This is a genomic window from Hydrotalea sp. AMD (assembly GCF_004100315.1).
Lineage (GTDB): Bacteria > Bacteroidota > Bacteroidia > Chitinophagales > Chitinophagaceae > Hydrotalea > Hydrotalea flava.
Map to the genome: position 1 here is coordinate 32,159 of NZ_SCKY01000011.1, position 13,463 is coordinate 45,621.

12 protein-coding genes are annotated in these 13,463 nt (G+C 35.6%); 5 read left to right on the top strand and 7 right to left on the bottom strand.

The genetic code is table 11. The features are described 5' to 3' along the window. Positions 1 to 8 precede the first annotated feature (8 nt). From EO766_RS09505 to guaA, 6 genes are all read right to left on the bottom strand, one after another. Complete coding sequence (locus EO766_RS09505; protein ID WP_287100940.1) at positions 9 to 263, bottom strand: DEAD/DEAH box helicase; 255 nt, start codon at positions 261 to 263, stop codon at positions 9 to 11. A gap of 183 nt (positions 264 to 446) precedes the next feature. Further along, complete coding sequence (locus EO766_RS09510) at positions 447 to 1,841, bottom strand: c-type cytochrome (protein WP_074419911.1); 1,395 nt, start codon at positions 1,839 to 1,841, stop codon at positions 447 to 449. Between the two features lie 60 nt (positions 1,842 to 1,901). Beyond that, complete coding sequence (locus EO766_RS09515) at positions 1,902 to 2,228, bottom strand: hypothetical protein (protein WP_074419910.1); 327 nt, start codon at positions 2,226 to 2,228, stop codon at positions 1,902 to 1,904. A gap of 50 nt (positions 2,229 to 2,278) precedes the next feature. Beyond that, the gene (locus tag EO766_RS09520) at positions 2,279 to 2,647 is read right to left on the bottom strand and encodes a hypothetical protein (RefSeq protein WP_074419909.1); all 369 of its coding nucleotides are present in this window, start codon (positions 2,645 to 2,647) and stop codon (positions 2,279 to 2,281) included. A 279-nt stretch (positions 2,648 to 2,926) separates the two neighbouring features. Further along, positions 2,927 to 4,102, bottom strand: a complete 1,176-nt coding sequence (locus EO766_RS09525; protein WP_074419908.1) for a hypothetical protein — start codon at positions 4,100 to 4,102, stop codon at positions 2,927 to 2,929. Between the two features lie 45 nt (positions 4,103 to 4,147). Further along, positions 4,148 to 5,683 (bottom strand): glutamine-hydrolyzing GMP synthase, encoded by a 1,536-nt coding sequence (gene guaA, locus EO766_RS09530; protein WP_074419907.1) that lies wholly within the window; start codon positions 5,681 to 5,683, stop codon positions 4,148 to 4,150. A 228-nt stretch (positions 5,684 to 5,911) separates the two neighbouring features. On the opposite strand from guaA, the gene EO766_RS09535 reads away from it, so the two are divergent. The 4 genes from EO766_RS09535 to EO766_RS09550 all read left to right on the top strand — a co-directional run bounded on the left by EO766_RS09535 (position 5,912) and on the right by EO766_RS09550 (position 10,173). Then, positions 5,912 to 6,640: a head GIN domain-containing protein gene (locus EO766_RS09535; RefSeq protein WP_074419906.1), complete on the top strand. Its 729-nt coding sequence runs from the start codon at positions 5,912 to 5,914 to the stop codon at positions 6,638 to 6,640. Between the two features lie 102 nt (positions 6,641 to 6,742). After that, positions 6,743 to 7,750: a S1 family peptidase gene (locus EO766_RS09540; RefSeq protein WP_218331151.1), complete on the top strand. Its 1,008-nt coding sequence runs from the start codon at positions 6,743 to 6,745 to the stop codon at positions 7,748 to 7,750. A 359-nt stretch (positions 7,751 to 8,109) separates the two neighbouring features. Beyond that, positions 8,110 to 8,793, top strand: a complete 684-nt coding sequence (locus tag EO766_RS09545; RefSeq protein ID WP_068246664.1) for a response regulator transcription factor — start codon at positions 8,110 to 8,112, stop codon at positions 8,791 to 8,793. A 15-nt stretch (positions 8,794 to 8,808) separates the two neighbouring features. Then, complete coding sequence (locus tag EO766_RS09550; RefSeq protein ID WP_287100941.1) at positions 8,809 to 10,173, top strand: HAMP domain-containing sensor histidine kinase; 1,365 nt, start codon at positions 8,809 to 8,811, stop codon at positions 10,171 to 10,173. 86 nt (positions 10,174 to 10,259) lie between these two features. Here the strand turns inward: EO766_RS09550 and rpsT are convergent, their stop codons facing one another. Next, positions 10,260 to 10,517: a 30S ribosomal protein S20 gene (gene rpsT / locus EO766_RS09555; RefSeq protein ID WP_218331153.1), complete on the bottom strand. Its 258-nt coding sequence runs from the start codon at positions 10,515 to 10,517 to the stop codon at positions 10,260 to 10,262. Positions 10,518 to 10,715: 198 nt separating this feature from the next. Here rpsT and EO766_RS09560 point away from each other — a divergent pair, with 198 nt between their 5' ends. After that, the gene (locus tag EO766_RS09560) at positions 10,716 to 13,457 is read left to right on the top strand and encodes a 2-oxoglutarate dehydrogenase E1 component (protein ID WP_287100942.1); all 2,742 of its coding nucleotides are present in this window, start codon (positions 10,716 to 10,718) and stop codon (positions 13,455 to 13,457) included. The last annotated feature ends 6 nt before the right edge of the window (positions 13,458 to 13,463 follow it).

Consider the following 13,463-nt stretch of genomic DNA (forward strand, 5'->3'; position numbering starts at 1 on the left):
TAAAGGGGTTATCCAAAGTAATTGCAGTCCGTTGTTGCGTTTTGTATGAAATTCATTCGGGTGGGGTGCTGATCAATGAATTGAATCAATGCTCCTAAAAAAATTGCAAATGTTTTACCCATTCCTGTCGGTGCATTTACTAAACCGCTTTCACCATTATTAATGGCATCCCATGTCATTTCCTGAAATGGGAAAGGCTTTTGATGATTGCTTTTAAAATATTCAGCAATTAGTGTATAACCTATTGATTTTTTCCTGTTCATTATTCTATTGAAAAGATAGGGTGTTTTTTATACAATAATATTAAGGTAATTGTGTAAAAAGTCATTATTTTTTTTTCATTACTAATTTACTTTCGCTGATAAAATGATTTATAAATAAAATGTATGTAAAAATAAATTGTTTATATTTAATTTTTTTAATGTCATGATTAGACTTTTTTTGGCTTACAAAGTTTTTAAATATTCAATAATAGCTTTTCTGTCTGCATCAGATAAATTATCGCCGAAATTATGACCATAATTACCATAACCCGGCTGAGTAGTGTTGTACACTTTTCTGCCACCGGCGTTTTTATGTGCTGTATAATTCCATCCAATCGTGGAATAATTGTAAGAGGGTTTTCTAAAATCTCTGCTCCAGTATGTAGGCCGCTTCTTACTATTGAGTACACCTTCTAATGTAGGCACAGAACCATTATGGAAATAGGGGGCCGTTATCCATATCCCATCTAATGGCGGTGCAATGTATCCATTGTAAGGAACCAATTTTGCAGGATGGTTACCGGTGGCAAACCAACTGTAATTAAACCACTGAATAAACTGTGGATTTTGTTGATTTGTTTTAAAAAGCAGTGAATCTGTACCAATTATTTTTTCGGGTATTAGTAAGTTTGGGTAGCTGCTATTAGGTCCATAACTGCCGTGGCATTTACTGCATTTGGTTGTAAATAATAATTCGCCCTCCATGGCCAATTCCCGATTAATGGGTTTTGTATATTTAGGTGGTTCAATAGATTGTATATATGCCAACACATCTGCAAAATGTTTGTACACTTCAGCAGTTTCAGTAGTATCTTTTACGGTTAAAATATTACTCAGCATTAAAAATTTACCAAAATCGCCACGGCCAAAACCTGTATAAAACATGGCATTTTTCTTTTTCAATAACCACCAGGCTGGTGCATCGGTGGGTACCACTTCATCGGGAACAGTTAATAAATTACTATCGCTCCATTGTAGGGTAACCGGATTGCGATGTGCTACTAACAACATCGCTAATCTATCGGCTGCATTTACACCTCTTACTTCCGTTTGTAAGTTGGGATAAATAGCTTTAAAAGATTGTACAATGGCTTTACTTCCTTCAAATTGTTTAGGTGCAATTGCTTTTAAAAATTTGAATGTAGTATTGGTTAGAATGGTATTTTGTTTTTTAGTATTGCTAAAATCAATAAAACTATTTCCTAAACCCACGTACAGGTGTTTGTCGAAAACCTGAGCATGGCATTGCAGGCAGTTAGGCACAACAATATCAATTCCCTGTTCATTTTTAATAACATTAAAGCTAAAGGGAACATTTGCATTTTTCCCGGTACGTTTCAGGTAATTATCCTTGTCTTTTCCGGCAATAATTCTGTAAAATTTATACGGAAACCCGCTGCTAACATAATTGCCTGTAATTAGATATTTGTAACCTTCTTGTGCATTGCCCAGCTGCTGTTGCTGGGGTGGTATAGGCTCGGGCTGTGGGGTTGTATCATCATCACGTTTCGTTATTGTGGCAGATAAGGTAATAAACGCCAGAATACACAAAATTCCTATGGTTTGTTTCCGATACATGCCGAATAGATTTGCTGAACTAAATTAAGTAACAAGTCTATTAGCATTTTGTTAAGTCCGTTATACGGAAGTATTGCTTTCTTTTTTGTTCAACAAATAATCAATCCATTTGTCAACCAGGTTTTCAGCTTTTGTTCCGGCTTTAAGTAACCACTTTTCAACATTTTGTTGAATGGCCGGAATGCCCAGTAAAGTAATTAAGATATTTCCTTTTTTGAGTATGGGATATTTTTTGAAAATTGTATTTTTAATCAATACCGGATATTGTTCCTGCAGTATTTCCCATTTAAATGCAATGGTTGATTCCATTTCTTTTTTTTGTTGCTTTAATTGATGAATGGCTTCATTTAATTCAGATAAATTGCGGATGCTTGTTGGCTGTGGCATAATTTTTTTTTGAATGAATCAATAGAAATAACTGTATTGGGCTACATTATTTAATCGTCTAAATCGATGGTTTGTTGTTGTATAATAATTTTAATAAAAGGATTGATGCACAACTGTTTCCTGAAAAGCGTAATCAGTACAATTAAAATTGAAAAAATAATGGTGGTAATGGCAAAGCCCGCCGGAATATTTTGTAACAAGGCACCCATCCAAAAGCTAAATGCAAATCCAGCAAACAACAACAAACCAAAAAATAAAAATACAAAAATCAGCATCCAAAGCAAAAGGCCACCAATGGTTGCATTTTTTTTTATTAATTCTAATTTAAAGATTTTTATTTGTATGTTCACATAATCCTGCAACACTTTTTTGGCATCTTCAAAAAATTCGAATAAAGTAGTTGTATTGGTATCCATCATTTTTTTGTTTAAAGTTAACTCATTTTAGCTTAAAAGCTTATTAATATAACTGCTTTCTATATACTGCAAATAGCAGATTGCAGGTATTTGTATTAGCGTAATTAGTATACCGAAAAAATTAAAACAATTTGTAGTGCCATGAAAGTTGATATATGCACCAGGGTAGTTATATTGTATTTAAATGCCTTAATTGGCAGATGCAAGATTGGTATTGTCCAAAACTTACTTTTTTAAGATGGTGAAAGGTTTGCGCTTAGAAATGTAAGCCAATTTCTGCAATTAGTTAACAGACTTTATCACTCCTCCGATTTTTTTTAAAAAATAGAGCTTTTGATTTTCCTGATAGTTGATAATTCCTAGGTTTTTTTGATCTCTTACTGGCTGAATTTTAAACGTATTAAACAATGTAAAGTGGTTGTCGGACAAATGATTGATGGCATCTGCACCATATTGTTGCCAAACTTTAATGAAATGAAAAACGGTTTCATAGCCCTTCAGCATCATATCACTGGGATAGCTGTTTAGTTGTTGTTTGTATTTATCGGCAATACTATTATAAAGTGCAGTAGTTCGGTTACAGTAAAATGGGGTAGTATATACAATACTGGCATTGTTAAACATGGGTTGGTCTAAGCCCGGCATGGCATCCCAGGTGGGCATTCCTACAACCAGCGATGGATAATTTTTTGCATCGCTGGCTGCTTTAATTAATTGTAATGCAAAACCATCATTTAATGAACCACAAATTAAAATATTTTGTCGTGTACTATCCATATAAGGTGTAATCTGCTTAACCGAAAATGTGTCGGGTAATTGTACCGTTAAATATTTTAATGGAATACTATACGTAATATGACTCATTTGGGTAAATATGGACTGAATAATTTCAGCGGGCCTCCCTTTTCGTGTAAATAATATAATTTTATCAAATGCATGATTGCGTTGCAGGTATTTGTAAATTTCTCTGCAATGTGTTTGTATCGTAGAGTTTAATATGATAAAGAAGGAATTGTTGATAATACCTGCGTTGTTTGGATAAGTTGCTGATATTAGCGGAATTTGATGTAATAGAGCAAAATTGGCTAATTTTTTTAAATCATCTCTGTCATTACTTGAAGTAATGATAAAATTAACATCCTGTATATCATTACTGTTCAATATACTATCTATAGGTTGGCGTTGGCTTTTGGTATCATATACAGATACAACAACAACAGCCTGTACACCTTGTTTTTGCAGAGAATCTATGGCCGCTATTGCGCCGTTATAGAATTCTAAACCCGGTAGTATTTGTTTGGGCAAATTAGCATTACCTAACTGATAGGTATTGCCATTGAAGGCAGAATCGATATATAATGGTGAGAAGATGGCAACTTTTATAGGTATTACCTGTGCATAACATGTAGTAAATACCATCAGCAGACTCACTAAAGCCAATCGGAGTTTTAATTTCATGAAAGTAATTTAATGTTCAAAACCTTGGTATTGATGAAACAAAAATCATTCCCATTCAATGGTAGCAGGTGGTTTGCTACTAATATCGTATACCACCCGGTTAATTCCTTTTACCTGATTAATGATTGCATTGGAAACATTGGCTAAAAACTCATAAGGTAAATGTGCCCAATCTGCCGTCATTCCATCTACACTGGTTACCGCTCTCAATGCAACCGTAAATTCATAAGTGCGTTCATCACCCATCACACCCACACTTTTTACGGGTAATAATATAGCACCGGCCTGCCAAATACTATGATACAAATTGGCAGTTCGAAGTGAATCAATAAAAATAGCATCGGTTTCCTGTAATAATTTTACTTTTTCTTCTGTTACTTCTCCTAAAATACGGATGGCCAAACCGGGTCCGGGAAAAGGATGCCTGCTAATCAATTCAGTTGGTATACCTAATTCAATACCTACTTTTCTTACTTCATCTTTAAATAAAAAACGTAATGGCTCTACCAATTCCAATTTCATGTAATCCGGCAATCCACCTACGTTATGATGGGATTTAATGGTTTGCGATGGGCCATGCACACTTACACTTTCTATTACGTCAGGATAAATGGTACCCTGACCAAGCATACTGATATCGTTCATATGCTTTGCTTCGCGATCAAATATTTCAATAAATGTATTGCCGATAATTTTTCTTTTTTCTTCCGGATCCGTTTTTCCTGCCAGTTTGGTATAAAAATGTTCTTTGGCATCAATGCCTTTAACGTTAAGTTGCAATAAGCGATAAGTATCGAGCACCTGTTCATATTCATTTTTTCTTAATACACCATTGTCAACAAATAAGCAATATAAATTGGCTCCAATGGCTTTGCTGATTAAAGTGGCAGCAACAGTACTGTCTACACCACCACTTAAGGCCATAATTACTTTTTTATCACCAATTTTTTCTTTCAGCGCTGCAACTGTTTCATAAATAAAATTGGCCGGTGTCCAGTTTTGGCTGCAGCCACAAATATTCACCAAAAAATTCTTGATAATAGTTTTCCCTTCTGTAGAGTGGTATACTTCCGGATGAAATTGCAGCCCATACAAACCTTTATGTGAAGTACTGTGGTGTTTAAAAGCTGCAACCGGAATACTTTCTGTTGTTGCTAAAATTTCAAAATTACCGGGTAGTTGTTGAATGGAGTCGCTATGGCTCATCCACACCTGCGATTGTGGGGGTACATTTTCGAAAAGCGCATCGTTTTTTTGTAATAATAACGTAGCCCGTCCATATTCTCTTTTATTGCTTTTATTTACAATGCCGCCATACGTTTTTGCAGTTAATTGCGCACCATAACAAATTCCTAAAACAGGTAAGGCTTCATTATAGCTTGCAATAGGTACAATAGGTGCATTTGTATCGTTCACGCTAAAAGGTGAACCACTTAAAATAACACCTTTAATACCATCGGTTAATGAAAACGGTTGGTGATAGGGTATAATTTCGCAATAAACATTGGCTTCTCTTACCGCCCTTGCTATGAGTTGGGTGTACTGGCTCCCAAAATCGAGAATGATGATCTTTTCTGTCATTCGGCGAAGGTAACCTAAAATTGAGTTTTTCAAAATGGCATACACCTGTTTTATTACTGAATGTTACTCATCTGGTTTATTTTCCTTTCTTCCTGCTGTAGCTCCGTTTTTATTTTTTTTGTTGGTTTACCCTGTTATTTAACTTTACTTTAATGCTCCGGCAGTATTGCAAACAATTATTGCGATTGGTTAGGTTTAAAAATATTGTTCAACTTTTATTACTATTACATGTATCTAAAATCATTGGCGGTTATCATTGGTAGCCTTGTATTATTTTCTTCCTGCAATTTCTGGTTCGATCAGAAAATTACGGGAAACGGAATTGTGACTACCCAACAGCGTACCATTCCATCCGTAAAAACCATTAAATCGATGGGCGATTTTAATGTAACCGTTACACAGGATTTACCCGTTGGATTAACCATTCAGGCCGATGAAAATGTGTTGCCTTATATTATTACCCGTGTAAATGGAGATGGTACTTTAGAAATATGTGTTAAAAATCATTATCGTATTGATACCAGGAAAAGAGTTCAAATAAAAGTAAAGGTTGAAAATTTGGAAGGGGTGTATATAGCGGGTTCCGGCAATATTACCGGTATTGGAAAATTTAGCGGCGGCAATGAATTGCATGCCGAAATTGCAGGTAGCGGTAATATTAATTTATCGGTAAATACACCAAAAGTAATTTCAAAAATTGCTGGGACCGGAAATATTAGCTTAAATGGCGAAACCAAAGATGAAAATATATCCATTGCAGGAAATGGAGATGTGAAATGTGCGAACCTGAAAGCAGAAAATGTAAAAATTAAAATAGCCGGTAGCGGCAATGTACACGTATTTGCAGATAACCAGCTCGATATTTCCATTGCAGGCAGTGGTACTGTTTATTATGCAGGAAAAGCTGCCCTGTCACAATACATTGCTGGAAGTGGAAACATCAAAAAACTGGAATAATATTATTTTCAACCATACTTATTAAAATTAATATAAATACAATTCTATGGAAAATAAACGTGTTAGCGGCTATGTCCAAACCAACCTCTACAATTAACCTACATGAGATATTTGTTAATCGCTGCATTTTTACCCATCAGTACAATTGTCCAAGCTCAAAAATTTGGAGAAAAAGAAGCGATTATCAATAAATGGACAAAAGCAACAGTAAATGTGCTTTGCTACACAAAAACAGAAAGAGATAATTTATTGTTGCTTGACAGCTTCTTAACGATTGGACAAATCGATTCTAATAACCATTCTTATTATGTAAATCAAATTATACTTTCTGCCAGTTGTGGTACAGCGATTTGGTTTACCTATCAAAAACATAATTTCCTACTCTCAGCTAGGCATGTATTTGAAGATACAACTATTGGACAGGGCAGTTGCTTCAACGAAATACATATTGTCGAAAATGACACTCTTCATTCAATAGACTTAAATAGTTTTGAGTTAAGACCTCACAGAACTATTATAGGCGAAATCGGTAGTCCATCAGAGATAGTATTTGTAAATAATACTAAGCTGTTTACATTTTCTTCAAAAGAGAATGATATGGCTGTTGTTAATCTTGACTCGTCGTATTATTCTTATGGACTATTCAAATTTTTAAAAATAAGTGGTTACGAGCCAGTAGACATAAAAGATATTGACACGCTTTTTCATGTTAAAAATCAAGAACCAGTTATTGCGATAGGATACCCAAATGAATCAATTACCAAAGTAAAAAATCAAAAAGAGTTACCAACAAAATTTGCCTTATTTACAAGTCCAATTTTTACTATACCGATTGTAACAAATGGTACAGTATTCGATAACGGTGCTACAACAGATAGCTTTGAAGTTAACATCTTTACTTATCATGGGTTTTCTGGAGGTCCAATTATTAATAACAAAGGAAAATTAATTGGTATTACACATGGTTACACAATCCCTAAAAAAAATAATTTGAAAGGTAACTATTATGAATATCATGGAGAATTTAAGAAAACCACTTTATTAATGCCATTGCTTCACAACCTTTTAAGACAAATTCAGTCTCAGCAAATGCAATTAGAACATTTTTAAATTTAAAGAGAAAAAACACAGCCGCTAACAAAAGTATCCATTGTACCTAATACAACCCTGAGGATAGATAATATGGTAGTTGATTAATTTTCTTTTGAAAGAGAAAGATTGATAAAGATTATCAACCTTTCCCCTTCGCAAGTTTTTTTCCTATTTCAAATTTAATAATTTTTTTAAGTCAACATACTTCAGCATCCATTGAGTTATCAACCGCAATTTTCCAGCCAATTTTATTTCTGTTTTGAAAGTAAAAAAGGAAAATTTTCAGGATTATACTCTAAAAATTACACAATAAGCATGATTTGTGATGTGGTGGAAAAGTTTTTTCATTACTTTGCTGTGTTAATACATCAATTCTAATGGAAAAAAACTACAGAATACTTTTAGCAGAAGATGAACCCAAGTTGGGGCAGGTTATTCAGGAAGAGTTAACAAGACTCGATTATCGGGTTGATTTGGCCTATGATGGCCTGGTAGCCGAAAAGCTTTTTGCCGAACATAACTATGCCTTGATATTGTTAGATATCAATCTGCCCTACAAAAACGGTTTTGCCCTTTGCAAACAATTTAGGGAAACCAATAACAAAGTACCCATCATTATGTTAACAGCATTAGGCGAAATTCAGGATAAGATGGATGCATTTAACTTAGGCGCCGATGATTATATTGTAAAACCATTTCATTTTGATGAATTAAATGCCCGAATTAAGGTTGCTCTGAAACATGCTGAAACTACGGAAGAAGTATTTGAAAATATTGAAGTGGGCGATTTAACCATAGATTTTTCTACTAAAATGGTTACCCGTGCCGGAACTGAAATACCATTAACTGCCAAAGAATTTTCTTTATTGGCTTTGCTGGCACGCAACAGAGGAAAAGTTATTTCCAAGCAACAAATTCTGGAAAAAGTGTGGGATCTGAGTTTTGATACTGGAACCAATACAATAGAGGTGTATATTAGTTTTCTTCGCAACAAAATTGATAAACCCTTTAATGATAAACTAATTCATACCAAGCCGGGATTTGGTTATTACATCAAATAAAAATCCGGTTGCCTTATGAGTTTAAGACTTCGCTTTGCCCTGCTTTTTACCATTTTTGTAGCGATTGTTTTACTCATTTCATCCGTTACCATTTACATACTTTACTTTAATTATCGACAGGCCGACTTTTATGAGCTGGTGAAAAGTGAAGGGTTAGAATTCTACGATTTTGTAACCAAAATAGCTACTCCAAAAAATAAAATTTCCTCTAAAAATGTGCAAATGCTGCACGAAACTATTCTTTGGGATGAAACTTTGCTGCTTATTGATTCTACCGGAAAAGTTATCGATAAAATTCCTGATACACTTTCATATTCAATTAAACCGGCCTTTTTAAACCACATCAAAAAAATAGGCGAACATCGATACTTAGATAACCAACGGCAGTATGTTGCCATGTACATACCCCAAACGCACCATTATATCATTGCATCGGGGGTTGATGTGGTAGGTATGAATAAATTAGCCGATTTACGTATTATTTTAACAATGGTATTTTTAGGTGGACTGCTGATTACCGCTTTATTTTCATTCTTTTTCGTAAATGGCGCTTTAAAACCCCTGCGTTTGCTAAGTACACAAATGAAGTATACTACAGAACAAAATTTAAACAAACGCCTTCCTGAACGAAAAACACATGATGAACTTTGGCAAATTGCCCAAAATTTTAATGAAATGCTTAGCAGGCTGAACAAAGCCTTCGAAAACCAAAAAAGCTTTGTACACCATGCATCACATGAACTGCGTACACCCCTGGCCAGCATGCTGTCTCAAACTGAATCGGCTCTAAATAAAAAATTAACAGAGCAGGAATATGTGCTGGTATTGCAATCATTAAAAGAGGATGAGCTGAATCTTATTGAATTGACCAATGCTTTGCTCTTGTTATCACAATACGAGAAAATGAACGAAAGTACCCAATGGCCCAAAATAAGAATAGATGAACTGATTTATGAAACCATGGCCAATGTACAAAAAATGATTCCGGATGACACAGTGCTTTTTCAATTTTCTTCATTACCGGATGATGAAGAAGACATTATGGTGCAGGGCAATGATGCACTGTTAAAAGTGGCGATGATAAATCTAATAAAAAATGGAATCAACTATTCAAATGACAGAAAAGTGCTGATAACCATTGTTCCGGAAAAATCAGTAATGAAAATTCAATTTGAAAATAGTGGTACTGTATTAACCGAGGCTGAAAGTAACAATATGATGGTTCCATTTTTCAGAGGTGCCAATGTACAAAAAGTGAAAGGTTATGGACTAGGTTTGTCTATTGTTCAGCGAATTTTACAATTACATCAGGGAAGTTTGTTGTATACTGCTGTTAACAATTCTATTAATCGGTTTACCATTGTACTGCCCAAAGCTTAAATAGTATAGCCCCCTGTTTATCAGGAGGCTATATATGTTATTTAAATATTTACATCAAATATAGAAACAAGACAAAGAGTACTATACTATGCAGTAGCCGTTGTTTTTTTCTTTGATAACTTACTTTTTAAATTAGCCGCTTTATTTTTATGGATAATTCCCCTTTTCGCTAACTTATCAATCATTGAAATTACATCGGATAATTTACCTGTATAATCAGCTTCTTCGTTGGTAGCTTTTAAAGCACGAATGGCATTACGTGTGGTTTTACCGTAATACTTATTTCTTTCTCTGCGTTTGGCGGCTTGCCTGGTATCTTTTTTTGTAGCTTTATGATTTGCCATTGTATCCTTTTTTAAGGACGGCAAAGTTAAGGGCATTCGGGGAAAATTAAAAATTTAAATCAAAAAAATAATTTTTTGCACCAAAATGCAATGGGTATTATTAAATTATCTGTAAATCTATTCATTTATTCAGCTGATTTCTTAATGCAATGTACGATATTTGCACACCATTAAATTGCAAGCACAATCTCGCACAAAATGAAGGATTTTTCATACATCACCAACTCGCATCCGGCATATATAGAAAGTTTATATCAGGAATTTGTAAAAAACCCTGACAATATAGATCCGGACCTTAGAAAATTTTTTGAAGGATTTGATTTCGCCATTAGTAACTCAACCGGGTTACCTGCAATTGCAGTAACCACCAACTTACCCAGTAATATTGACTGGATGAAGGAAGTGAATGTGTACCGCATGATTCTGGGCTATAGAAACAAAGGGCATCTCATTGCCAATACCAACCCTATCAGACCAAGAAAAGACAGAGGCGCTAATTTAGAACTGGCGCATTACCATTTATCCAATGCCGATTTAGACCAAACCTTTCAGGTGGGAAATTTAATTGGTTTAGGCGCATCTACTTTACGAAATATTTTACAACACCTGCAGTTGTGTTATGCCAACCATGTGGGTATTGAATTTAAATACATCAGCGATCAGAAAAAAGTAGACTGGTTAACCAAGGCCATTGAAAAAGAATTTTTTGAACCGCTGCCATTGGCCAAAAAACAACGCATTCTTGAAAAACTGAATCAGGGTGTAATTTTTGAAAAGTTTTTACACACCAAATATGTTGGACAAAAACGATTTTCATTAGAAGGCGGTGAAACTACCATTGCAGCTTTGGATGCCATCATCAATACAGCCGCCAATCATGATGTTCATGAAGTGGTAATTGGCATGGCCCATCGCGGCAGACTGAATGTACTGGCCAATATTATGGGTAAAACCTATGAGCAAATTTTCAGCGAATTTGAAGGAACCGCCAAAGTAGACCAAACCATGGGCAGTGGCGATGTAAAATATCACCTGGGTTTTGGCAGTGAGGTAAAAACCTTAGATGATAAAACTATTCATTTAAAATTAATGCCCAACCCATCCCATCTGGAGGCAGTAGACCCTGTTGTAGTAGGTTTTTCCAGAGCCAAAGCAGATGTGTTGTATAAAAGTAATTATGACAAAATTTTACCCATATTAATACATGGCGATGCTTCAGTAGCAGGGCAGGGTATTATTTATGAAGTATTGCAAATGTGCAACCTGAAAGGTTATTATACAGGTGGCACCCTTCATTTTGTGATCAATAACCAAATTGGGTTTACGACCGATTTTGATGATGCTCGGAGTGCCGATTATGCCACCTCCGTTGCAGCAATGGTGCAGGCGCCGGTATTGCATGTGAATGGAGATGATGCCGAAGCCGTGGTAAAATGTGTTGAAATAGCCACCCGGTATCGTCAAGAATTTAATTCCGATATTTTTATTGATATGGTATGCTATCGCCGGCATGGACACAATGAAGGCGATGACCCCAAATACACTCAGCCTCAATTGTACAAATTGATCGATCAGCATCCTAATCCGCGGGAAGTGTATGTGCAATATCTAATGCAACACGGCGAACCCGATGCGCAGCAGTTAGCCAAAGAAATGGAGAAAAAGTTCTGGGACGATTTACAGGAAAGATTGGATGAAGTAAAACAAAAGCCATTACCATACACCTACCAATTACCTGAATTGGCCTGGAAAAGTTTACGAAAGGCTACACCTGATGATTTTATACAATCTCCTGAAACAGGAATTCCCGAGGCAGAAGTACGCAGGCTTTTTAAAGGCATTATGACTTGGCCTGATGATTTTAAGCCATTGAAAAAAATAGAAAAGCTATTACAGGAAAAAATTAAATTATTAGAAACCGAAGATAAAATTGACTGGGCTACAGCCGAATTATTGGCCTATGCAAGTATTATTGTAGAAAATAAAATTGTGCGGATGAGTGGGCAGGATGTGAAGCGGGGCACCTTTTCGCACCGGCATGCCGTTCTTAGGGATGAAGAAACCAACCGGGGCTATAACCGATTAAAACATTTACAAGCGCATCAGGAAAAATTCCGCATTTACAATTCTTTATTAAGTGAATATGGTGTACTGGGCTTTGAATACGGTTATGCATTGGCGAATCCGGATGCATTGGTAATATGGGAAGCACAGTTTGGAGATTTTAGCAACGGTGCACAAACCATGATTGATCAGTTTATAGCCGGTGGCGAACAAAAATGGAATAGAATGAATGGGTTGGTGATGTTACTGCCACATGGATATGAAGGGCAGGGCCCCGAACACAGCAGTGCCAGAATGGAACGGTTTTTACAAATGTGTGCCGAATTAAATATGATTATTACCAACGTTACATCGGCCGCTAATTTTTTCCATCTATTACGCAGGCAAATTGCATTCCCATTTAGAAAGCCGTTGATAAATTTTTCACCCAAAGCTTATTTGCGTTATCCCGGAACGTATTCTCATATTTCTGAATTTACAGCAGGAGGCTTTAAAGAAGTAATTGACGACACATTAGTGTCACAACCCGATAGCGTTAAGAAAGTTTTATTTTGTTCAGGTAAATTGTATTTTGAACTGGCTGAACGGCAGAAAAAAGACAATGCAACACATATTGCCATTATTCGGTTAGAGCAGATATATCCATTGCCACACCGGCAATTAGAGGCTTTGTATAAAAAATACGGCAAAGCAACATGGTTTTGGGTACAGGAAGAACCCCTCAACATGGGTGCAGCTTCATTTTTGAAAATGAATTTAACACAATTGAATTTTGGAATTATCAGCAGGCATGCCAGTGCAGCTACTGCTACGGGTTATTCAAAAATTCATGCACAGGAACAGGCGGAAATTATTGATACTGCATTTGCTATTTGATGCACA

Excerpts from the sequence above, each read along its gene's own strand:
- EO766_RS09505 (WP_287100940.1), bottom strand. The coding sequence starts at position 263 with ATGAACAGGAAAAAATCAATAGGTTATACACTAATTGCTGAATATTTT.
- EO766_RS09510 (WP_074419911.1), bottom strand. The coding sequence starts at position 1,841 with ATGTATCGGAAACAAACCATAGGAATTTTGTGTATTCTGGCGTTTATT.
- EO766_RS09515 (WP_074419910.1), bottom strand. The coding sequence starts at position 2,228 with ATGCCACAGCCAACAAGCATCCGCAATTTATCTGAATTAAATGAAGCC.
- EO766_RS09520 (WP_074419909.1), bottom strand. The coding sequence starts at position 2,647 with ATGATGGATACCAATACAACTACTTTATTCGAATTTTTTGAAGATGCC.
- EO766_RS09525 (WP_074419908.1), bottom strand. The coding sequence starts at position 4,102 with ATGAAATTAAAACTCCGATTGGCTTTAGTGAGTCTGCTGATGGTATTT.
- guaA (WP_074419907.1), bottom strand. The coding sequence starts at position 5,683 with ATGACAGAAAAGATCATCATTCTCGATTTTGGGAGCCAGTACACCCAA.
- EO766_RS09535 (WP_074419906.1), top strand. The coding sequence starts at position 5,912 with ATGTATCTAAAATCATTGGCGGTTATCATTGGTAGCCTTGTATTATTT.
- EO766_RS09540 (WP_218331151.1), top strand. The coding sequence starts at position 6,743 with ATGAGATATTTGTTAATCGCTGCATTTTTACCCATCAGTACAATTGTC.
- EO766_RS09545 (WP_068246664.1), top strand. The coding sequence starts at position 8,110 with ATGGAAAAAAACTACAGAATACTTTTAGCAGAAGATGAACCCAAGTTG.
- EO766_RS09550 (WP_287100941.1), top strand. The coding sequence starts at position 8,809 with ATGAGTTTAAGACTTCGCTTTGCCCTGCTTTTTACCATTTTTGTAGCG.
- rpsT (WP_218331153.1), bottom strand. The coding sequence starts at position 10,517 with ATGGCAAATCATAAAGCTACAAAAAAAGATACCAGGCAAGCCGCCAAA.
- EO766_RS09560 (WP_287100942.1), top strand. The coding sequence starts at position 10,716 with ATGAAGGATTTTTCATACATCACCAACTCGCATCCGGCATATATAGAA.